Consider the following 20,269-nt stretch of genomic DNA (forward strand, 5'->3'; position numbering starts at 1 on the left):
ACCCCAGTGCCGAGGAGGACACCGCGCATGCCGACAGTCCGGAAGGTCGCCCACGAGTTCCTGGAACGCCGTGGCCTCACCACGATCTTCGGCAACCCCGGCTCGAACGAGCTGCCGTTCCTGGCCGGGCTGCCGGACGGCTTCACCTACGTCCTCGGCCTGCACGAGGGCGTCGTGGTCGGGATGGCCGACGGGTACGCCCAGGCCACCGGCCGCCCGGTGCTGGTCAACCTGCACGCCGCCGCCGGCTCCGGCAACGCGATGGGCGCCCTCACCAACGCCGTCTACTCCCGATCGCCGCTGGTCCTGACCGCGGGCCAGCAGGTCCGCTCGGCGATCGGGCTGGAGGCGATGCTCGCCAACGTCGACGCCACCCAGCTGATGCGCCCGCTGGTCGGCTGGTCCGGTGAGCCCAGCTGCCCCGGCGACGTGCCGCGCTCGCTGGCGCATGCCGTGTTCGAGGCCGAACTGCAGCGCCGCCCCACCTACCTGTCGGTGCCCTACGACGACTGGGCCGCCGAGATCGACGACAACCCGGTCCTCGACCGCACGGTCCGCCGCGGCCTGTCGCCGGACGACGGCCAGCTCGACGACCTCGCGCGACGGCTCGACACCGCACGCAACCCGGTGCTGGTGCTCGGCGGCGACATCGACGCACTCGGGCTCTTCGACCGCGCGGTGGCCTTCGCCGAGCACCGCGCCCTGCCGGTGTGGGTGGCGCCGTCGCCGCACCGGCTGCCGTTCCCCAACCGGCACCCGCTGTTCCGCGGCGTCCTGCCCGCCGGGATCGGCTCGGTGTCGGCCGAACTCGACGGCCACGACCTGGTCCTCGTGCTGGGCGCGCCGGTGTTCCGCTACCACCAGCACGTGCCCGGCCCGTTCCTGCCCGAGGGGGCCACGCTGGTCCAGGTCACCGACGACCCGGGCGAGGCGGCCCGCGCGCCGATGGGGGAGTCGCTCGTCGCGAGCGCGGGCGCGGTCCTGGACGGCCTGCTCGCCCGGCTGCCCGCCCGGGAGCAGGGGGAGACGGCGTTCGTGCCGAACCCGGCGGCGGCCACCGGGGAGCGGGCGCTGCACCCGGAGCAGGTGTTCGCCGCGCTGCGCGAGACCCAGCCCGCCGACACCGCCTACGTGGTGGAGTCCACGTCGACCAACTCGGCGTGGTGGCGGCAGATGGACCTGCGCCGCCCCGGCTCCTACTTCTGGCCCGCCGCAGGCGGCCTCGGGTTCGGCATGCCCGCCGCGGTCGGGGTCGCCATGGGCCTGCCCGGCCGCCCGGTGGTCGGCGTCATCGGCGACGGCTCCGCGAACTACGGCATCACCGCGCTGTGGACCGCGGCCAGGTACCGGGTGCCGGTGACGTTCGTGATCCTGCGCAACGGCACCTACGGCGCGCTGCGCTGGTTCGCGGACCTGCTGGGCACCACGGACGTGCCGGGCACCGAGATCCCCGGCCTGGACTTCGCCGCGATCGCCGCCGGCTACGGCGTGCCTGCCACCACGGTGTCCGATGTGGACGACCTGCGCGCCCAGCTGAAGACCACGCCCGCCGGACCCCGCCTGATCCAGGTGGACACCGAACTGACCACGCCCTAGTCCCCACACCCCACAAGGAGAACGGCAATGACGACGTCTCCCACCCGCTCGGCCTGGACGGCGGTGCTGTGCTGGCTGACCGTCCTGCTCGAGGGTTACGACCTGGTCGCGCTCGGCGCGACGATCCCGACCCTGCTCAAGACCGGGCACCTCGGGTTCACCGCGGCCGGCGCGACCGCCGTGGCCACCGTGTCGCTGATCGGTGTCGCGGTCGGCGCCGCCGCGCTCGGCCCGCTGACCGACCGCTTCGGACGGCGCATCATGCTCATCGGCTCGGTGCTGCTGTTCTCGGTGTTCACGCTGGTGCTGCCGCTCGCGCCGAACGTGGCCACCTTCGGCGTGTTCCGCTTCGTCGCCGGGCTGGGCCTCGGCGCGTGCATGCCGGTCGCGCTGACCGTGATGTCGGAGAACCTGCCCGCGCGGCGCCGGGCCAGCGCCTCCACCTTCACGATGACCGGCTACCACGTCGGCGCGGTGCTCACCTCGCTGCTCGCGCTGGCCGCGGTGGAGAACTGGCACGTGCTGTTCTACGGCGGCGGCATCGCCGGCCTGCTCGTGGTGCCGATCATGTGGTGGAAGCTGCCCGAGTCGGCCGCCTACCTGGAGGCGAAGCAGGACGCGCAGAAGTTCAGCGTCCGCGACCTGATCGGGCCGAAGTTCCGGCGCATCAGCATCGCCGTGTGGACCGGCTCGTTCATGGGCCTGCTGCTGGTGTACGGCCTGAACACCTGGCTGCCGCAGCTGATGCGCACCGCGGGCTACCCGCTGTCCACGTCGATCACGCTGCTGCTGGTGCTCAACATCGGCGCGGTCATCGGGCTGGTGCTCGCCGGGACGATCGCCGACCGGTTCGGGATCCGGCCGATCGCGCGGATCTGGTTCGGCGCCGGCGCGGTGCTGCTGGCGCTGCTGAGCCTGAAGATCGGCAACAGCTTCGTGCTCAACGCGCTGGTGCTGCTGACCGGCGTGTTCGTGTTCTCCGCGCAGGTGCTGATCTACGGCTACGTCGCGCACGCCTTCCCGGCGCAGGCGCGGGGCACCGCGCTCGGGATGACGTCGGCGATCGGACGGCTGGGGTCGATCCTCGGCCCGTTCGTGACCGGCGCGCTGGTGACCGCCGGCGTGGCCTACCCGTGGGGCTTCTACTTCTTCGCGGTCGTCGCGGCGCTCGGCCTGTGTGCGATCCTGCTGCTGGGCTCGGGCAAGCGCGAGGCGGCTGCGGTGGCGCCGGCGTCACCCGCGCAGGAAGGGCTCCAGCACTGACAGCAGCTCGGCGGGCCGGTCGAGCGGGATGATGTGCCCGCAGTCCGGGATGAGCCGGCTGGTCAGGTCGTCGGTGACCGGCCGCAGCTGGCGGGCGAGCGCGTCGCCGACGGGGTGCGCGCCGACCGCCAGGGTGGGGACGGTCAGGCGGTGCTCGCGCACCGTCGCCTCGAGCTGCCCGGCGGTGCGCGGCAGCTCCCGGTAGAAGGAAAAGGCGCGGCGCAGGGCGGCGGTGCCGGTGTAGGCGGAGACGAAGGCGTCCCGGACGCCGGCCGGGACGCCCCGCCCTCGGGTGCCCGCGGCGAGGAAGAAGTCCAGGTAGGCGGCTTCGTGACCGGCGAGGACCTCCTCGGCGAGGCCGGGCACCGCGTGGAACCCGAACCACCACGGCGGCCCGGCCGCGAGGAAGTCCTCGCCGCCGGGCAGCGTGCCCAGCAGCGACTCCATCACGACCAGGCGGCGGACCCGGCCGGGGTGCCGCAGGGCGAGCAGGGCCGCGGGCGGGGTGCCGGCGTCGATGCCCACGACGGTCGCCGACGGTTCGCCGAGGGCGTCCAGGATGCCCAGCGCATCGGCGGCGAGCGTGCCGGCGTCGTAGCCGCCGGTGGCGTCGCTGCCGGTCCAGCGCTGATCCGGGGCGATGACGCGGTGGGTGCGGGCGAGAGCCGGCAGCACCTCGCGCCACAGCTGCCAGGTGTGGGGGAAGCCGTGCAGCAACAGGACGGCGGGGCCGCTGCCCGCGGTGGCGACGGTGGTCTCGATGCCGTTGGTGCGGACCCTGCTCAGGGCGACGGGCATGGTGCTCCTCGTGCTGGTTACCATTGGTGACCACGTCAACGTAGGTAACCGGTGGTGAGCCGGGAAGACGGCACTTCTCGCACAGGTGGTGAGTTCGAGGTGACCAGGGGGCGCAGGGGTGACCTGTTCGACCCGGCCTGCCCGACGCGCAGGCTGCTGGACCGGATCGGCACGAAGTGGACGTCGATGGCCGTGAAGGTCCTCGCCGAGGCCGCCCCGGGCGAGGTGCGCTTCGCCGAACTCCGGCGGCGCATGCCCGGGGTGTCGCAGAAGATGCTGTCCGCGACGCTGCAGAGCCTCGTGCGGGACGGCCTCGCGGAGCGGCGCGTGGAGCCGACAGTGCCGCCCAGCGTGCACTACCGGCTCACCGACCTGGGCCTGTCACTGGAGTCGGCGCTCGCGGTGGTGCGCGACTGGGCGGAGACGCACATGGCGGAGATCGACCGGGTGGCGGAGGGATCCTGAAGGCCGATCGCGCCGTCAGCGGGACGGCCGCCACTTGAGCAGGCGGTCGACGGCCTGGGCCACCTTCGCCCGCGCCACCGGCTTCAGGAGGTAGTGCGTGGCTTCGAAGTCGAACGCGTCGACCGCGTGGCTTTCGTACGCCGTGACCAGGACGACGCCCGGCCGGACGGCGAACCGGGAGACCAGGCGAGCCAGGTGGAGGCCGTCGAGTCCGGGCATCCGCACATCGAGGAACACGCCGTCCAGTGGCTCGTCATCGTCGGGGCGCCCCAGGTAACGCACGGCGTCCACGGTGTCGGTGAAGGGTGTGACCTTGGCGATCCGGTGGTCCTCCTGGAGCAGGTGCACCAGTTCGTCGAGCCCGTGCGGTTCGTCGTCGACGGCCATCACGTGCAACCCGCCGTGTGACGCCGCTTCCGGAGTGGCGGCGGCGTCGGTGTTGATGTAGACGCTGCCCTGGACGTCGCGGAACTGCAGGGCGTTGTGCACGGTGCCGGAGAGGGCGTTGCGGGTTCGATCAGCGGCGGGTGAACTGTCGCGCGTCAACGGCTCCTCCTCTCCTGGAGGCCCCCAGGTTGTTCACGATGTCGGGCGGAGGGCCCGGCGCGCAACACCGGACGGCGCTGATCGACGCTTCCGTCACCCGTCCGGCGCAGCGACCGTCACGATGCGACCTTGATCACAATCGCGCGCTCTTGAACATCGTTCCCGCCCCGGTCGTGTCCGAACTGTGTCGAACCTGCCATTCCGCAGGTAGTGCCGCCAACGAGCACCCGGAAACCGGGCCTTGAGGTTGCCCATTTCCTCCCCATCGGTAACGGTAGGTCGACCAATGATTTAGGTTTGACCCGTTCGGGTTACCGCTTGCGAAAGGAGGCCGCGCCTCTCGCGACGGCGCGTGCGTATGTCTGCTGACTCTGAAACCGAGGCCCGCGCAAGAGTTCCCGAGGAGACCGGTATCGCCGGGCACCTCCCGGACGAGCACGTGCCTCCGGTCGGCGACGCGGCGGGCCCGCCGCGCACCGACCGCACGGTGTTCGGGGTCGCCGCGGCACTGGCGCTGGCGATCATCGTTTGGGGGGTCGCCTCGCCGAGCAGCCTGGCGAACATCGCGGACACCGTGCTCAACGACGCGGTCATCCCGTACGGCGGCTGGGCGTTCGTCCTCGCCGCGAGCGGCTTCGTGGTCTTCGTCGTCGCGCTGGCGGTCAGCCGCTACGGGCGCATCCGGCTGGGCCGGGACGACGAGAAACCCGAGTTCCGCACCGCGTCGTGGATCGCGATGATGTTCAGCGCCGGCATGGGCATCGGCCTGATGTTCTTCGGTGTGTACGAACCGGTGTCGCACCTGGCCAGCCCGCCGCCGGGCACCGCGGCCGCCGGTTCCGACGAGGCCGTGCACACCGCGATGGCCACGACCCTGTTCCACTGGACCGTCCACCCGTGGGCGATCTACGCGGTCGTCGGCCTCGCCATCGCCTACAGCACGTTCCGCCGCGGCCGCAGCCAGCTGATCAGCTCGGTGTTCGCGCCGCTGCTCGGCAAGCGCCGCACCGAAGGCCCGCTGGGCAAGGCGATCGACGTGATGGCGATCTTCGCGACGCTGTTCGGTTCGGCCGCCTCGCTGGGCCTCGGCGCGCTGCAGGTCGGCGGCGGCATGGCGTCGGTCGGCTGGATCGACAGCCCGGGCACCGGCCTGCTCGTCGGCATCATCGCGATCCTCACCGTCGCGTTCATCGCCTCGGCGGTGTCCGGCATCGCCAAGGGCATCCAGTGGCTGTCCAACATCAACATGGTGCTGGCCGCGCTGCTCGCGGTGTTCGTGCTCGTCGTCGGCCCGACGGTGCTGATCCTGAACCTGGTGCCCAGCGCGATCGGCGACTACTTCCGCGAGCTGGCCGAGATGTCCGGTCGCTCCGGCGTGACCGGCGGCGCGGAGATGCAGACCTGGCTGTCCGGCTGGACGGTCTTCTACTGGGCCTGGTGGATCTCCTGGACCCCGTTCGTCGGCATGTTCATCGCCCGGATCTCCCGCGGCCGCACCATCCGCCAGTTCGTCCTCGGCGTCATCGCGGTGCCGAGCGTGGTCAGCCTCGTCTGGTTCGCGATCTTCGGCGGCGCGGCGATCCAGAAGCAACGGTCCGGTGTGGACATCGCGGGCGCGGGCAGTTCCGAGTCCGCCACCTTCACACTGCTGGAGCACCTGCCGTGGTTCGTCCCGATGGCGATCCTGGTGATGATCCTGGTGTCGATCTTCTTCGTCTCCGGCGCGGACGCCGCGTCGGTGGTGATGGGCACGTTGTCGCAGAAGGGATCGGTCAACCCGCACCGCAACGCGGTGATCTTCTGGGGTGTCCTGACCGGTGCGGTCGCGGCGGTGATGCTGCTCGTCGGCGGCGAGGACGGGCTGACCGGCCTGCAGAACCTCACCATCCTGGTCGCGGTGCCGTTCGTCGTCGTGATGATCGGGCTGTGCGTGTCCCTGTACCGGGACCTGCGCAGCGATCCGATGGTGATCCGGGAACGCGAGATGCTGCGCTCGCTGGCCGAGATCCACGAGGAGCGCACCGGCGACGAGCGCAGGCGCCGCCGCCTGCGCGCCCGCCGGACCTGATCCGCCACGGCCACCCGGGCCCGCGCCCGGGTGGCCGGATCGCGGGTCAGTCGAGGCCGAGCGCCTCGAGCGTCTCGGCGGCCATTTCGGCCTCGCCGAGGGCGTTCGGGTGCACCACCACCGGGTTGGTGCCCTGCAGGAACGGCTCGATCCAGCGGACGCCCGCGGGCCGGCACGCGTCGTGCCCTTCGGAGGCAACGGAGAAGTCCACGTAGGTCACGCCGGTTTCTTCGGCGGCGCGGCCGACCGCGTCGTTGAGCGTGGCCTGGAGGCTGCGCAGGTACGCCACATCGCCCTCCGCGACGGGCATCTTGTCGAAGCAGCCGCCGGTCGCCGGCAGGATCCACGGGTAGCCGAGGATCGCGACCTCGGCGTCGGGAGCCTTGTCCCGCACGGCTCGCAGCGCCTCCACGAGCGCCGGGTAGGTCTTGTTCCGCACGGTGTCCTCGAAGCTGGTCCCGAAGGTGTCCTTGCAGGGGCTGCCCTTGCCGCCGGCCAGGATGCCGGTCGAGCCACAGGCCAGCAGCGCGCCGATGAACACGCCGCTGTCGTTGCCGCCGATGGTCATCGTGATCAGATCGGCGCCCGCGTCGACGGCGTCCAGCTGCGGCGGCACGCCCGGGTACTGGGCGGCGGTGAAGTGCCTGGTCTCGGCGGCGCCGCAGGTGACGTCGGTGAGGTTCGCGCCGATCTCGTCCGCGAGGACGTGCGGGTAGTTGCGGCTGGAGCGCAGGCACAGCGGGGAAGCGTCCGGATCGGACGGTTGCACGCCGGAGGCGGCGCTGTAGGAGTCGCCCAGCGCCACGTAGTCGAGGGAGTCGGCGTGGGCGGCGGGTGCGGCGGCGAGGGTGGCGGTCGCGGTGGCCGCGGCGAGGGTCGCGGCGAGTCGGCGGGGCATGCTTGGTCTCCCGGGCGTCGTTGGCGGGTGCCGTAATCTACTGGCGAGTAGGTAAGCGATCGTCCGGCATCCGCGAAACGCTTGTCAAGGCGCCGGACAGGGGCTTTCCGGCTCCCTCGTGCGGTCGCGCCAAGACTTCGCGATCCTGGCCATCACGGGTGTGACAACTCCGGCGCGCTGATCCTTCCGCTGACGTTCACCCGCGCTACGGCTCGCGGTCGGCTGCCGGTCGGGTGGCGCGGCTGGACTGCCCCGCGTGCTCGCGTTGAAGATCAAGGCCGCCGCCTGCCTGGCGCTCGTCGCCGCGACCCTGCCCGCCCCGGCGCAGGCCGCGCCCGAAGCCGGCTGGGGCGGGGACGGCCTGGCCTGGACCACGACCGCGGTCGCGCCGGGCGTCGAGGTGCGCTCGGGCGTGCTGCAGCGGCCGACCGCGCCGTACTGGACTGTCACCGTCGCCGCGCCCGCGACGAACGTGCTCACGGGCGCCGCGACGGTCGCCGAGGTGGGCAGCGCGGAGTGGGCCTCGGCGATGGCGGATCGCCTTGCGGCAGCGGGATTCCCGGCCCGGCAGGAGGTCGTGCGCTGGCCGTCCTACACTGACACGCCCCGCGGGGTCGCGGGCGTGCGGGTGCGGACCGGGAAGTTCGCCACGCAGGCCGAGGCGCAGACGACGGTGACGGCGCTGCGGGCGGCGGGCTTCCCGACCGCGACGGCGGCCTGGACCGGTTACGACGTGGACCAGGCCCCGGACGCCGAGCGGGTGCACGTCGCCGTCGTCGACCCGCGGGCGTTCCGCGGTTCGGTCGCGGCCTCCCACGGCGAAACGGTCGCGACGCGGGAGAAGACCTCCACCCTGGCCTCGAAACTCGGTGCGCTGGTGGCCGTCAACGGCGGGTTCTTCGTGACCTCCGACGCCGACGGGTACCAGGGCGTGCCTGCCGGGCTGGCGGCCTATGACGGGCGGCTGGAGTCACTGTCGGCGGGATCGCGGGCGGCGCTCGTGCTGGGACCGGGGCCGGCGCGGATCGCGAACCTGACCTCCACGGTCACCGTCCGGTCCGGCGGGGCCGCGCACGCCGTGGAGGGCGTCAACCGCAAGCCCGGCGTGCTGCGCAACTGCGGGCGGCCCGGCGCGGTGCCGACGACCGCGCCGCGCCAGGACTTCACCTGCACCAGCGCGGACGAGCTGGTGCTGTTCACCGACGCGTTCGGCGCGGCGCTGCCTGCCGGGGCCGGCACGCAGGTCGTGCTCGACGCCTCGGGCGTGGTGGTCTCGGCGGGGGCGCGGGGCGGCGTGCTGCTGCCCGGGCAGTCCGCGGTGCAGGGCATCGGGGCGTCGGCGGACTGGCTGGCCGCGCACGCCGTGGTGGGGCAGCGGCTGCTGGTGGACTCGCGGGTGCGGGAGGCCTCGGGCTTTCCCACGGTGACGCCGCGCTCGGTGGTCAGCGCCGCGCCGCTGCTGCTCCGCGACGGCCGGCTCGCGGTCGACGCCGCGACCGAAGGCGTGCTCGACCCGCGGGACCTGTCGTTCGGCTACGCGTGGTCGCAGCAGCGCCAGCCGCGCACGATGGCCGGCATCGACGCGCGTGGCCGTCTGCTCCTGGTGACCGTCGACGGGCGGCAGCCCGGGGTGAGCGAGGGCGTGACGCTGGTGGAGGGCGCGCGGCTGATGCGGTCGCTCGGCGCGGTGGACGCGCTGAACCTCGACGGCGGCGGCTCCAGCGCGATGGTCGTCGCCGGAGCGGTGGTGAACAAGCCATCGGACGCGGCGGGGGAGCGCGCGGTCGGCGACGTGGTCGCGGTGCTGCCCTGAGCCCCTTGGGTCACTCGCTTCCGGAGACCTGGGCGCCGGTGCGCTCGCGGGCCAGGAGCCGGCGCAGGGCGGTGAGGACCTCGTCGGGCGCCTTCTCCATGACGAAGTGCCCGCCGCCCGGGATCAGGGTGAGTTCGGCGCGGGGGATCCCGGCGGCGAGCTCCTCGGCGATCGTGGTGCGCAGGTAGTCGTCGCCGGTGCCCCACACGATCGCCGTGGGGCACGGGATGCCGCCCAGCCCCGCGGCGAGGTCGGCGCGGGCGGACACGCGGTACTGGCTGAAGTAGTGCAGCACCCAGCGGGCGCCTTCGGGATCGCGCATCCAGCCGAGGTAGTCGTCCAGGGTCTCGCGGTCGAAGACGCCGTCCCGCACCGGTTTCCGCAGGGCCGCGTAGTTGATTCCGGCCACTGGCAGGACTTTCGCGAACGCGTTCGCGAGCGGGCTGCGGCCGAGCAGGCCCACCAGGGAGAACACGGCGTACCAGGCGGGCACGAAGGTGCGGTGGGCGCGGCTGTTGAGGATCGCGAGCCGCCGCACGCGCTCGGGGTGGCGCTGGGCGAAGCCGAGGGCGAGGAAGCCGCCGTAGTCGTGGCCGAACAGGTTGCCGTCGCCGATCCCGAGGGCGTCCAGGACGCGCCGGAGGCGGGCGACCTCGGTGTCGTAGTCGAACCGCAGATCGGTCGGCCGTTCCGAGACGCCCCAGCCGAGCCAGTCGAGGGCGAGGACGCGGTGGTGCTCGGCGAGCGCCGGGATCTGGTGGCGCCAGGCGCGGTGGTTCGCGGGATAGCCGTGCAGCAGCACGACGGGCTCGGCGGCGGGGTCACCGAGATCCACGTAGGCGATCCGGGCGCCGTCGACCCGCACTGACCGCATCTCAGCGCGCTGGGACATGGGTTGCCTCCCTGTTCTTGCAATCGTTGCAAGAGCGGGTTCACGGTAGCAGGCCCGGGGAGTTCTTACAACGAATGCAGGAACGCGTAGGGTGTCCGGCATGACCACCGGGGACGTCAAGGCGCGCGATCCGCGGAAGCAGCGGACGATCGACGCCCTGCTCGCGGCTGCCGAACAGGTCTTCGCCCGCCGCCCGGTCGACGAGGTGACGGTCGAGGAGATCGCCGAGCGGGCCGGGGTCGCGGTCGGCTCGATCTACAACAACTTCGGGTCCAAGGCCGGCCTGCACGCCGCGGTCGTGGAGCGGGCGCTGGACGTGGACCGCGAGTACATGGACCGCGCCTACACGCCGGACCGCTCGCCGGTCGAGCAGCTCGAAGCCGCCGCCGAGCAGTACCTGCGCTTCTACCTCGAGCAGCCGGAGTTCTTCCGGATGCTCGCCTTCCCCGCGCCGCTGGGGAACTACTCCGCTGCGGCCGAGACCGCCGCGCGGCTCGCGCACCGGGTGGACGAGCAGAACGCGCGCATGATCGACGCGATCGAACGGGGCATCGCGGCGGGGCTGATCCGGCCGCTCGACGCGCGCAAGGCCGCGAAGGTGCTCTGGGCGAGCTGGAACGGTGTCATCAGCCTCGCCTGGCGCCCCGACGAACTGCGTGAGGACGAGGAGGGGCTGGCGGAACTCCTGTCGCTGGCGGCGGACCTCGTGGCCTGGGGGCTGCGCCGGGCCTAGCGCCTGTTTCGATGTACTGACCTGCGGAGTTTCTGGTCGGCGTTGTGGGTGCGGCGTGTCTTGGATCAAATAGTCGAGGTCTCCGGTAGACCGATCAACGACCAAGCTGATCAAGAACACCGGAGACCTCGTGCCCAGCCTAGCGGCGACGGGGCGAGCCGATCTGACCGACGCGCAGTGGGCGATCCTGGAACCGCTGCTGCCCGTCGGCAAGAAGCCCGGCCGCCCGCCACTGTGGAGTAAACGTCAACTTCTGGACGGCATCCGCTGGCGGGTTCGTGTCGGTTCGCCGTGGCGTGACGTCCCACCTGTGTATGGCTGCTGGCAAACCGTCTATGGCTTGTTCCGGCGCTGGCAGCGCGCTGGTGTGTGGGCGCTGATCGTGGCGGCGTTGCAGACCCGGGCCGACGCCGCCGGGCTGATCACCTGGGAGGTGAGCGTGGATTCCACGATCAACCGGGCGCACCAGCACGCCGCAGGCGCCCGCATCGACGGCGACCTGCAAAAGGAACCGCCAGGCGGTATCGGCGGGCCCGAACCGGCCGACCACGCGCTGGGCCGGTCGCGGGGAGGCTGGACGACCAAGCTGCACCTGGCCACCGAGCAAGGCCAGAAACCGTTGTCGTTGCTGGTGACCGCCGGTCAACGTGGTGATTCACCGCAGTTTGAGGCGGTGCTGGCCAGGGTCCGGGTCGCCCGGATTGGTGGTGGGCGAGCCCGGACCCGGCCGGATCGTGTCCTGGCGGACAAGGCCTACAGTTCCCGCGCCAACCGGGCCTATCTGCGGCGGCGCGGGATCGCGTGCACGATTCCCCAGCCCTCTGATCAGGTCCGGCATCGCCGCAACCGCGGCCGGGCCGGTGGGCGGTCACCGGCATTCGACCCAGAGATCTACAAGCAACGGCACGCGGTCGAGTGCGGCATCAACCGCCTCAAACGCAACCGAGGCGTCGCCACACGGTTCGACAAACTCGCGGTTCGCTACGAGGCGACCGTGCACATCGCGGCGATCAACGAGTGGCTACGCCATTGAAACAGGCTCTAGGCGGCCCGGCGCAGGTCGAGGCGCTCGGGGAGCGGCCGGAATCCGGCGGAGCGGTAGGCGGCGACGGCGGCGGTGTTGGTGCTCGGGGTGCAAACGAACGCACACGAAGAGCCGAGTTCGCGCAACGCGGCCGCCGCGGCGAGGGTGATGGCTCTGCCGTGACCGCGGCCGCGGTGGTCCCGGTGCACGCCCATCGGTTCCAGCAGGCCGGGCCTGCCGGGACCGGCGGACCACACGGTCACCGCCGCCACCGGGGTGTCCTGGTCGTGGCCGACGAGGCACCGCGCGTCGGCGTACGGCGGCGCGGACGCCATGTCGCGCCATTGCTCAGTGGTGAACGCCGATCCGTCGAAGGCGGCCCGTTGCACGGCGGCGCGCACGTGGGCCCGCTCCGGCCCGGTCACCTCGATCCGCAGGCCCGGGTCGCCGACCGGCTCGGCGAGGTCGCGGACCAGCGGTGTCCAGGCGTCGCCGTCGTGCCAGCCGTCGCGGCGCAGCAGGTCCCGGACCAGCGCGCCCGGCGGCGTTTCCAGGAACACTTCGCCCGCGGGCAGGACGCCGCGCTCGGGTCGGGTCAGGTCGTCGGCCAGCCGACGCGCGAGTTCCCCGTCCTGGCGGAGGTCCGGCGCGACCGTGAGGCGCAGCAGGCCGGGCTCGTCCAGCAGCCCCACCGCGACGATCCGCCCGTCCCGGCTCCACGTCCGGACCGCCTCCGCTGTCGCGTCCGCGCCGAAGCGCCAGAACCAGCCGAGGTCGCCCGGATGCAGCTGCACCGGCGCCGCGTCGTGCTGCCAGGTCCGCAGCGCGCGCACGGCCTCGTCCAGCATGGTCCCCACACCGTCGATCAGACACCACCGCGCCGGCGGCGCGCACCCGGTTTTACGCTGGGCCGATGGATCTCTTCGCCGGCATCCCGGTCAGCGACTACCCGGCCGCCCGCGAGTGGTATGAGCGGTTGTTCGGCCCCATCGCCTTCGAGCCGAACGACGTCGAGGCGGTGTGGGAGCTGGCGGAGCACCGGTACGTGTACATCGAGCACCGCCCCGCGCGCGCGGGCCACGCCCAGCACACGATCTTCGTGGACGACCTGGACGCGGTGGTCGCCGGAATCGCCGACCGGGGCCTGGAACCGGCCCAGCGGGAGACCTACGACAACGGCGTCCGCAAGATCACCTACCGCGACGCGGACGGCAACGAGATCGGCTTCGGCGGCGCGCCGGTCGGGTGAAATGCGGTTGCTCCGGCTCACTTGTCCGCTCCCGCGGACGGCCCGCGCCTAGAGCATGCCGGCCGCGCGGAACATCCGGTCGTAGACGTCGCGGATCGTCTGCTGCTTGCGGGCGTTGTAGTCCATCACGGTGCCGCCGCCGGGGACCGCGGCCAGCTTCGCCTTCTGGTAGCGCTCGCGGTCGTCCGGGTGCGTGCGCAGCCAGTCGCGGAAGAGGCGGTGCCGGATGGCCTCCGGGCAGTCCGGCCCGTACACGTGCAGGTTCACCCGCGGCTCGGCCAGTGTCAGGCACCGGTGCTCGTGGAAGGACGGCTCCCGGATCGTCAGCACGTACCCCAGCCGCTCCAGCGGTGGCACGTACGTGTGCTCCGCCCGCGGGTCGGCGACGGTCAGGTCGATGTCGATGACGTCCTTCGCGGCGAGGCCGGCCACGGAGGTCGAGCCGACGTGCTCCAGGTCCAGCGCCGCCGGGCCCAGCGCCGTGCGGATCCCCGCCGCCAGGTCCCGGTAGCGGCGCGGCCAGTCCGGGTCGTACGGCACGATCCGCACGGGGGCCGGCGCGGGCGGGCCGTGCACCCACGGGTTCTCGTCCGGGTCGGGGTCGTGGTGCCGGGTGATCTCCGCGAAGGTGGCCACTCCCGCGAAGCTAGCAGCCCCAGATGCCGCCTTCCAGCTCGTCCCCGGCGCCGCCCGGACGGCCCGCCGCCATGCCGAGCGCCGTCATCGCCGCGTCGAACGCGTCCTCTGTGGACGCTGCGATCTCCCGGAACGCCGGGGGAAGCCCGGCGACGGCGCGGGCGCGGGCCGCCGGGTCGCTCTTGGTGACGCCGCCGGTGAACATCCGCGGGTACACCTCGGCCACGAACGGCGGCCGCGGCGGGTCGAACGGCCAGACCCGGAACCCGGCGCCCGCCAGCCGGTGCAGCGCCCGCATCCCGTGCAGCGACCCGCGACCCACCTGCCCCGCGCCGACGAGCTGGAACACCGACTTCGCCGGGAACCCGGCGGCGCGCGCGGCTTGCTCGGTGCGCCGGAACTCCTGCGACGGCAGCAGTCCCGCCTTGCCGGCGGTCCAGAACGGCGGCTCCGGTGCGGCCAGCCACCGCGCCAGGCCGCGCTCCCGCATCAGGGGCGTCAGCGACTCCTCCGCGAGGGCGGCCCACAACCCGCGCGCGGTCAGCCCGCGTTCCCGCAGGTACCAGGCGGGCAGCGAGAACGCGAAGTCCAACCCCACCACGAGATCGGGCGTCGCGGTCCCGATCAGCCAGTCGACGACCTCCTCGCGGCTGCGCCCGTTCTCCAGCCGTACCAGCTCACCGCCAGCCACCTCGGCGACCCAGATCACCCGCCGCTGTGCGGGGCCGGCTCGCCCGGACCAGTCGACGGCGACGACACGTGCCACGAGCCGATCGTGGCACGCCGGGCGGCGACCGCGCGAACCACCAGGTAGCTCAGCAACCCGAAGGGCGACAACAGGATCGTCAGCACCAGGATCGGCGCCACGAACGCGTGGTGCACCCCGCGCTCCCGCGCGTCGGAGTACATCCACCGGCCGACGAACAGGTCGAAGGCGATCAGGTGCGCCCAGATCGCCGCCGCGCCTTCCGGCGTGCCCAGGAACGCCCGCAGCGTCTCCAGGTCCGGCCTGCTCACCACCGACCACAGCGTGCCGAAATCGCCGACCGCGAACACGGTGTAGACCACCAGCGGCGGGAGGACGATCCACGGAGACGCGATGATCCGACGCGTCAACGACCACCCCGGCGCGAGGATCATCAGCGCCCAGAACGGCGCGGCCAGGTAGAACGTGATCTGGAACAGGGTCGTCGTGCTCATGCCACGCTCACTTCCGGACGACGGGAACCGGCGGCCAGCGACCAGGCCGCGCCTGCCGCGACGGCGACCACGATCCCGGCGAGCGCGGCCAGGGTCCGGGCGTCGGGGTGGATCAGCGGCTGCCCCCGCAGGGCCTGCCACGTCACGAGCGCGACCAGGCCCGCGTAGCCGAACCCGGCCACCGCCACCAGCCGCGCCCGCACGACCCCGGACCGCAGGCGCGTCACCCGGCGGGCCAGCACGGCCAGCAGGAGCGCGAACAGCGGCAGCACCTGCAGCGCGTGCATGCCGACGAAGTGCGGGATCCGCAGGTCGCCGCCGGTCGTGCTCCAGCCGGTGAGCGGCATGCCCGGCCCGCCGTCGGCGACGCCCACGCTGTGCGCGCCGACGAGACCTTCGAACGTGCCGTCCCGCATCGAACGCACCTGCTCGTCCGTGGGGCCGATCATCAACCCGCCGAGGCCGAGCCCGGCCAGCGACACGACCGCGCCGAGCCGGATGGCCCAGCGCGCGGCCGCATCGGTGATCTCGGTGCGCAGCAACAGGATCGTGAGCACGAGAGTGCCCGTCCACAGCGCCGCGATCGAGATGCCCATGACCGTGAACAGCGTGGCGTCGAACGCGGTGGCTGCGCTGAAGTGGCTCGCCCGGCCGCGGACCACCTGCAGCACGATGATCGCGTACTCGACCAGCACGATCACGGCGATCGCCGTCGACACGCGCGCGGCCAGCCGCTGCCCGCGCCGCAGGAGCGTGAGCATCCACGCCCACGTCAGGCAGTACAGGGCGATCGAGACGGCGAACTTGAGCGGCTTGAGCCAGATCGGCGCGCCGAGCAGGACCCGGTCGTCGAGGGCGAGGCCGCCCAGCGACACGACGGTCATGCCGGCCATGATCCCGGCGGTCCACGTCATCGGGCGGTGCCAGGCCGAGACCCGGCCGAGCAGGGTTGTCATCGTGTCTCCTCCCAGTCGGATAGCTCTACTATCCACTACGGGAAGCTACGCTATCCATCCTGAGGGAGTCCACAGGAATCGCGCTAACGGAGGAGCGCCTCGCCGAGTTCGCGCCAGAACGGCCGCGCGGTCGCGCCCGGTTCGATGCCGATGACCTGCACGGCGACGTGGTCCGCGCCGGCCTCGACGTGCCGGTGCAGCTTGCCCGTGACGGTCTCCAGGTCGCCCCAGAACACGAGGTCGTCGACGATCCGGTCGCTGCCGCCGCGGGCGAGGTCGTCCTCGGTGTAGCCGAGGCGACGGAACTTCGCGATGTTGTACGGCGTGGTCAGGTAGGTGTGCAGGTGTTCCCGCGCGACGGCGCGGGCGATCGCGGGATCCGTCTCGAACAGCACGGCGTGCTCGACGGCCAGGAACGCGTCCGGGCCGAGGGTCTCACGGGCACGCGCGGTGTGCTCGACGTTGACGTGGTAGGTCTGCGCGCCCGCGGTGCGGTCCCGGGCGAGTTCGAGCATCTTCGGGCCGTAGGCGGCCAGGATGCGGCGGATCGGCGCCGCGGGCTTCCGCGCGTCGAGCTCGTCGAGGTACTCGCGCATGGCCGTGAGGGGCTTGACGCCGGGGTGCGGTTCGCCGCCGAACCCGAGGCCGAGGACGTGCCGGCCGGGGTAGGCGTCGGCCAGCAGAGCGGCCGCGCCGCGCGCGGAGTGGGCCGGGTGCGACCAGATCTGCGCGATGCCGTTGACGACCCGCAGCCGCTCGGTGGCCGCGAGCAGGACGGCAGCCTGCGTGAAGGCCTCGCGCCCGCCCACCTCGGGGAACCAGACCGCGCGCCAGCCCTGCTCTTCCAGTTCCCGCACCGACTCGCGCATCAGTCCGGCGGGCTGGTGTTCGAAGTCGAAGGTGTAGATGCCGAATGTGCCCAGATCATCCATGGATCGAAGTATCGCAGATTCTCGATATGATCGGGTGTGGGCTCCGGCACGGGGGAGCAGGGGAGCGCTACAGGGTCTCGCCGAGCACCGCGACCAGCTCGGCGATGCGCTGCTCGTCGCGCTTGTAGTGGGTCCACTTGCCGACCCGGGTGGCGCGCACGAGGCCGGCGCGCTGCAGCTCGGCCAGGTACGCCGACACCGTCGACTGCGCCAGCCCGGCCTTGGCCTGGATGTGGCTCACGCACACGCCGACCTCGGCCGGATCGGCGATCGCCTGGTCGACGGGGAAGTGCCGCTCGGGCTCGCGCAGCCAGGTCAGCAGCTGCAGGCGCACCGGGTTCGACAGCGCCCGCAGCGCGCGGACGACCTCGGGGTCCGGGGTGACCGCGGCTTCCGTCATGGCACCCAGGTTATCCGGGCGGGCGCGAGCGGGGCTGCTCACACCTCGGGCGACGGCGGGGTGGGGCAGGGGTCCCAGCCGTAGACGGCGCAGTTGATGGTCGCCCACACGGTCTTCCCGCCGTCCGGGGAGTGCCTGCTGCCCCAGTCGTGGGCGACCGCGTTCACGATGCGCAGGCCGCGCCCGCGCCGGTCCCCCGGGGTGCTGTCCGTCAGCACCGGCTTCAGCGCGGAGTCGTCGTCGACCTCGAGGTGGATCCGGCAGGGGTCCTCGTCCCGGTGCAGCCGCAGCCGCCGTGGACCGCCGCCGTGGTCGTAGGCGTTGGTGACCAGCTCAGTCGCGGCCAGGAGCACCGCTGTCAGGTGGTCTTCGCCCAGGTCCGCCAGCGCCGACGCCGCCCAGCGCCGCACCGCGACCAGCGGGGGCACGGCGTCGGGCTCGAAGTCGAGCACCAGCGCGGCGCGGTCCGGATCCGTCATGTCCACGTGCCGCCACCCCTCTCCGCCCTGTGTGCTCAAGGCGGCTGGTGCTGTCTACCCTGCGGCGGCACGCCGAAAACCCGCAGCGGCGCTACGCCGTCGGGTTCCGGCGCGGCTTGATGCGCGCGTGCGGCAACTCGGGCGCGGGCAGCCAGGACACCGCGCCCTGGTAGCCCTCGACGCGGCCGAACTGGTCGGACCCGGCCTGCCAGGCCTCGCGGTAGGCGGCGATCTCGTCGTGGGTGCGGCCCACGAAGTTCCACCACATCACGATCTCCTCGGTGAACGGCGTGCCACCGAGCAGGAGGACCCGCGCCGGGCCGGTGCCGTCGTTGACCAGTTCCAGGCCGGCCGCGCCGGGCGCGAGGTAGGCGAGGTCGCCGCTGGTCAGCTTCGTGCCCGCGACGGTCACGCCGCCGGTGTCCTGCAGCACGCCGTGCTCGAAGGCGGGGTCCACGTCCAGTTCCAGGCGCGCGCCGGGCGCCACGGTCAGCTCGGCGCCGAGCAGGGGCGTGAAGGTCGGCACCGGCGAGGTGCTGCCGGCGAGGCTGCCCAGGAAGACGCGGACGGTCGCGCCCGGCACCTCGACGACTGGGGGCGCGTAGTGCCGGAAGTCGCGCGCGGTGTGCCGGTGCTCGTCCGGCAGCGCGATCCACAGCTGGACACCGTGCAACGTGGTGGTGTCCGGTGTGGACACCTCCGAATGCGCGATGCCGTGCCCGCCGGTCATCAGGTTCAGCTCGCCGGGGCGGACGAAGGCGTGCGTGCCGAGGCTGTCCCGGTGCTCGACCTCGCCGGTGAACAGCCAGCTCGCGGTCTGCAGCCCGGTGTGCGGGTGCGGGGCGACGTCCATCCCGTCGGTGGCCGCGACGTCCTCCGGGCCGTAGTGGTCGGCGAAGCACCACGCGCCGATGAGGGATCGCTGCCGCTGCGGCAGGGTGCGGCGCACCCGCATCGCGCGCGGTCCGCCCAGCGGGACGTCCCGGGGCGTCAGCACGGTCACGCTGCGCGCGGGCGCGGGCAGGTCGCCGCACACCAGTTCGGCGGGGTCCGCCTCGACGTTGCTCATGGGTTCATCCTGCCACCCGCCGGCGGCGCGGGCCGGGGCTCAGCGGGTGTCGGCGCGGGGGCGGCCCGCCGACAGCGGGAGCAGCCCGAGCACGATCATCCCGATCCCCAGTCCGAGGTGCAGCCAGTTGTCGGCGTCGTTGACCGGCACGAAGTTGGCGCCCGAGCCGTGGTCGACGAGCAGGCCGTACAGCCACAGGACCAGGTACACGCCGCCGCCGCCGACGAGGAAGGCGCGGGCGCCCCGCCCGGTGCGGGCGAGTGCCAGGCCCGCGACGCCGAACGCGAGGTGCACCAGGTTGTGCAGCACCGACACGGCGAACACGCCGAGCAGCATCGCGCCCGAGTGGTGGCCGGCGAGGGTGAGCTGGTCGTAGTGCGTGGTCAGGCCCGGGATGAACCCGGCGATCCCGGCGAGCAGGAACACGACGGCGACGACCGCGGCGACGGTCTGGGTGACGGTGCGGGCGGTGCCGGCGGCGGTGGGGGTGTGCGACATGGTGCCTTCCGATCGGGTTTCCCACGCGGGCTTCCCGGCTGGGCTCGGTTCAACCAGGCTCAGCCCGGTCCGCCGCGGTGGATCGCGAGGCTGTCCAGCGGGTAGAAACGCAACTGCGCGCGGCGGCCGAAGAGCCGCCGGCCGAGGAGGTGATCCGGCCCAGCGACGGCGCGCCCTACGAGTAGCGGGTCCTGCCTCGCCGCGGCCGCGACCGCCGGTGGTCGCCCCGTCGACGGCGTGCACATCACGACCCGCCGGCTCGGCTGACGCTGCCGCACTTGGTCTGAACCTCGCAGGGGGCGGTACGGGCGGTCCCACCGCCCACCCGCATCACCCCGGTGGGCTCACCCGGCGCCGAGCTCGGCGGCGACCTCCGCGTTGATCCGCTCGAACTCCTCGCCCATCCGGGCGGCCAGCGCGGTGGCCGCCGACAGCGGCCGCACCATCACCATGAAGTCGTCGATCCGGCCCTGCTCGTCGAGGTGCAGGAAGTCGCAGCCGGTGAGCTGCTTGCCGTCGACCGTCGCCTCGAAGACGAGCGCGTGGTCACGCCCGCCGGCGATCTCCCGCACGTAGCGGAAGTCCTCGAACACCCGCATCACGGCGCGCAGGATCGCGGCGGTGACGGTCTTGCCGTGGTACGGCTTGAAGGCCACCGGACTGGTGAACACGACATCGTCGGCGAGCAGGGCCGCCATGCGGGTCTCGTCGCGTGCTTCCACGGCTTCCCGGAACGGATGCATGGCCGCGAGAG

Annotated in this window: 23 protein-coding genes; 8 read left to right on the plus strand and 15 right to left on the minus strand. The window is 72.7% G+C overall.

Going from position 1 to position 20,269, the window contains the following annotated elements; translation table 11 throughout:
- The first annotated feature begins 27 nt into the window (after positions 1-27).
- Both mdlC and AMYTH_RS0106550 read left to right on the plus strand, forming a co-directional pair.
- Positions 28-1,596, plus strand: coding sequence for a benzoylformate decarboxylase (gene mdlC, locus AMYTH_RS0106545; RefSeq protein ID WP_027929617.1), 1,569 nt, complete (start codon positions 28-30; stop codon positions 1,594-1,596).
- A 27-nt stretch (positions 1,597-1,623) separates the two neighbouring features.
- Positions 1,624-2,859, plus strand: coding sequence for an MFS transporter (locus tag AMYTH_RS0106550; RefSeq protein WP_027929618.1), 1,236 nt, complete (start codon positions 1,624-1,626; stop codon positions 2,857-2,859).
- Here the strand turns inward: AMYTH_RS0106550 and AMYTH_RS0106555 are convergent.
- The gene (locus AMYTH_RS0106555; protein ID WP_027929619.1) at positions 2,830-3,657 is read right to left on the minus strand and encodes an alpha/beta fold hydrolase; all 828 of its coding nucleotides are present in this window, start codon (positions 3,655-3,657) and stop codon (positions 2,830-2,832) included. The two genes, AMYTH_RS0106550 and AMYTH_RS0106555, sit on opposite strands and share 30 nt — an antisense overlap.
- 99 nt (positions 3,658-3,756) lie before the next feature.
- On the opposite strand from AMYTH_RS0106555, the gene AMYTH_RS0106560 reads away from it, so the two are divergent.
- The gene (locus AMYTH_RS0106560) at positions 3,757-4,122 is read left to right on the plus strand and encodes a winged helix-turn-helix transcriptional regulator (RefSeq protein ID WP_027929620.1); all 366 of its coding nucleotides are present in this window, start codon (positions 3,757-3,759) and stop codon (positions 4,120-4,122) included.
- 15 nt (positions 4,123-4,137) lie between these two features.
- Here the strand turns inward: AMYTH_RS0106560 and AMYTH_RS44195 are convergent, their stop codons facing one another.
- The gene (locus AMYTH_RS44195; RefSeq protein ID WP_157360549.1) at positions 4,138-4,668 is read right to left on the minus strand and encodes a LytR/AlgR family response regulator transcription factor; all 531 of its coding nucleotides are present in this window, start codon (positions 4,666-4,668) and stop codon (positions 4,138-4,140) included.
- Positions 4,669-5,026: 358 nt separating this feature from the next.
- Here AMYTH_RS44195 and AMYTH_RS0106570 point away from each other — a divergent pair, with 358 nt between their 5' ends.
- On the plus strand, positions 5,027-6,736 hold the full coding sequence (locus AMYTH_RS0106570; RefSeq protein ID WP_027929621.1) for a BCCT family transporter: 1,710 nt from the start codon (positions 5,027-5,029) through the stop codon (positions 6,734-6,736).
- A gap of 46 nt (positions 6,737-6,782) precedes the next feature.
- Here AMYTH_RS0106570 and AMYTH_RS0106575 read toward each other — a convergent pair whose 3' ends face one another.
- Positions 6,783-7,634 carry an SGNH/GDSL hydrolase family protein gene (locus AMYTH_RS0106575; protein WP_027929622.1) on the minus strand — a complete coding sequence of 284 codons (852 nt, stop codon included), beginning with the start codon at positions 7,632-7,634 and terminating at the stop codon, positions 6,783-6,785.
- Between the two features lie 256 nt (positions 7,635-7,890).
- On the opposite strand from AMYTH_RS0106575, the gene AMYTH_RS50820 reads away from it, so the two are divergent.
- Positions 7,891-9,447, plus strand: a complete 1,557-nt coding sequence (locus tag AMYTH_RS50820; RefSeq protein WP_027929623.1) for a phosphodiester glycosidase family protein — start codon at positions 7,891-7,893, stop codon at positions 9,445-9,447.
- A 10-nt stretch (positions 9,448-9,457) separates the two neighbouring features.
- Here AMYTH_RS50820 and AMYTH_RS0106585 read toward each other — a convergent pair whose 3' ends face one another.
- Positions 9,458-10,339 carry an alpha/beta fold hydrolase gene (locus AMYTH_RS0106585; RefSeq protein WP_051362578.1) on the minus strand — a complete coding sequence of 294 codons (882 nt, stop codon included), beginning with the start codon at positions 10,337-10,339 and terminating at the stop codon, positions 9,458-9,460.
- A 100-nt stretch (positions 10,340-10,439) separates the two neighbouring features.
- Here AMYTH_RS0106585 and AMYTH_RS0106590 point away from each other — a divergent pair, with 100 nt between their 5' ends.
- Both AMYTH_RS0106590 and AMYTH_RS0106595 read left to right on the plus strand, forming a co-directional pair.
- Positions 10,440-11,072 carry a TetR/AcrR family transcriptional regulator gene (locus AMYTH_RS0106590; protein ID WP_027929625.1) on the plus strand — a complete coding sequence of 211 codons (633 nt, stop codon included), beginning with the start codon at positions 10,440-10,442 and terminating at the stop codon, positions 11,070-11,072.
- A 130-nt stretch (positions 11,073-11,202) separates the two neighbouring features.
- On the plus strand, positions 11,203-12,105 hold the full coding sequence (locus tag AMYTH_RS0106595; protein WP_027929626.1) for an IS5 family transposase: 903 nt from the start codon (positions 11,203-11,205) through the stop codon (positions 12,103-12,105).
- Positions 12,106-12,113: 8 nt separating this feature from the next.
- On the opposite strand, the gene AMYTH_RS0106600 is transcribed toward AMYTH_RS0106595, so the two are convergent.
- The gene (locus AMYTH_RS0106600; protein ID WP_037322349.1) at positions 12,114-12,944 is read right to left on the minus strand and encodes a GNAT family N-acetyltransferase; all 831 of its coding nucleotides are present in this window, start codon (positions 12,942-12,944) and stop codon (positions 12,114-12,116) included.
- Positions 12,945-13,009: 65 nt separating this feature from the next.
- On the opposite strand from AMYTH_RS0106600, the gene AMYTH_RS0106605 reads away from it, so the two are divergent.
- Positions 13,010-13,345 (plus strand): VOC family protein, encoded by a 336-nt coding sequence (locus tag AMYTH_RS0106605; RefSeq protein ID WP_027929628.1) that lies wholly within the window; start codon positions 13,010-13,012, stop codon positions 13,343-13,345.
- 48 nt (positions 13,346-13,393) lie between these two features.
- Here the strand turns inward: AMYTH_RS0106605 and AMYTH_RS0106610 are convergent, their stop codons facing one another.
- The 10 genes from AMYTH_RS0106610 to AMYTH_RS0106660 form a co-directional block, all read right to left on the minus strand.
- On the minus strand, positions 13,394-13,981 hold the full coding sequence (locus AMYTH_RS0106610; protein WP_027929629.1) for a GrpB family protein: 588 nt from the start codon (positions 13,979-13,981) through the stop codon (positions 13,394-13,396).
- A 10-nt stretch (positions 13,982-13,991) separates the two neighbouring features.
- On the minus strand, positions 13,992-14,747 hold the full coding sequence (locus tag AMYTH_RS0106615) for a hypothetical protein (protein ID WP_027929630.1): 756 nt from the start codon (positions 14,745-14,747) through the stop codon (positions 13,992-13,994).
- Positions 14,687-15,181 (minus strand): ABA4-like family protein, encoded by a 495-nt coding sequence (locus AMYTH_RS0106620; RefSeq protein WP_027929631.1) that lies wholly within the window; start codon positions 15,179-15,181, stop codon positions 14,687-14,689. The genes AMYTH_RS0106615 and AMYTH_RS0106620 overlap by 61 nt, the downstream gene beginning before the upstream one ends.
- The gene (locus AMYTH_RS0106625; RefSeq protein WP_027929632.1) at positions 15,178-16,137 is read right to left on the minus strand and encodes a hypothetical protein; all 960 of its coding nucleotides are present in this window, start codon (positions 16,135-16,137) and stop codon (positions 15,178-15,180) included. The genes AMYTH_RS0106620 and AMYTH_RS0106625 overlap by 4 nt, the downstream gene beginning before the upstream one ends.
- An 83-nt stretch (positions 16,138-16,220) precedes the next feature.
- The gene (locus AMYTH_RS0106630; protein ID WP_027929633.1) at positions 16,221-17,069 is read right to left on the minus strand and encodes a TIGR03620 family F420-dependent LLM class oxidoreductase; all 849 of its coding nucleotides are present in this window, start codon (positions 17,067-17,069) and stop codon (positions 16,221-16,223) included.
- A 67-nt stretch (positions 17,070-17,136) separates the two neighbouring features.
- Positions 17,137-17,469, minus strand: coding sequence for an ArsR/SmtB family transcription factor (locus AMYTH_RS0106635; protein ID WP_027929634.1), 333 nt, complete (start codon positions 17,467-17,469; stop codon positions 17,137-17,139).
- A gap of 38 nt (positions 17,470-17,507) precedes the next feature.
- Positions 17,508-17,948 carry an ATP-binding protein gene (locus tag AMYTH_RS0106640; RefSeq protein WP_037323465.1) on the minus strand — a complete coding sequence of 147 codons (441 nt, stop codon included), beginning with the start codon at positions 17,946-17,948 and terminating at the stop codon, positions 17,508-17,510.
- Positions 17,949-18,039: 91 nt separating this feature from the next.
- Positions 18,040-19,017, minus strand: a complete 978-nt coding sequence (locus AMYTH_RS0106645) for a pirin family protein (protein ID WP_027929636.1) — start codon at positions 19,015-19,017, stop codon at positions 18,040-18,042.
- Between the two features lie 39 nt (positions 19,018-19,056).
- Positions 19,057-19,515 (minus strand): DUF4383 domain-containing protein, encoded by a 459-nt coding sequence (locus AMYTH_RS0106650; RefSeq protein ID WP_027929637.1) that lies wholly within the window; start codon positions 19,513-19,515, stop codon positions 19,057-19,059.
- A 344-nt stretch (positions 19,516-19,859) separates the two neighbouring features.
- Positions 19,860-20,258: a nuclear transport factor 2 family protein gene (locus AMYTH_RS0106660; RefSeq protein ID WP_027929639.1), complete on the minus strand. Its 399-nt coding sequence runs from the start codon at positions 20,256-20,258 to the stop codon at positions 19,860-19,862.
- Positions 20,259-20,269: the final 11 nt, after the last annotated feature.

Origin of the sequence: Amycolatopsis thermoflava N1165 (genome assembly GCF_000473265.1) — a bacterium.
Lineage (GTDB): Bacteria > Actinomycetota > Actinomycetes > Mycobacteriales > Pseudonocardiaceae > Amycolatopsis_E > Amycolatopsis_E thermoflava.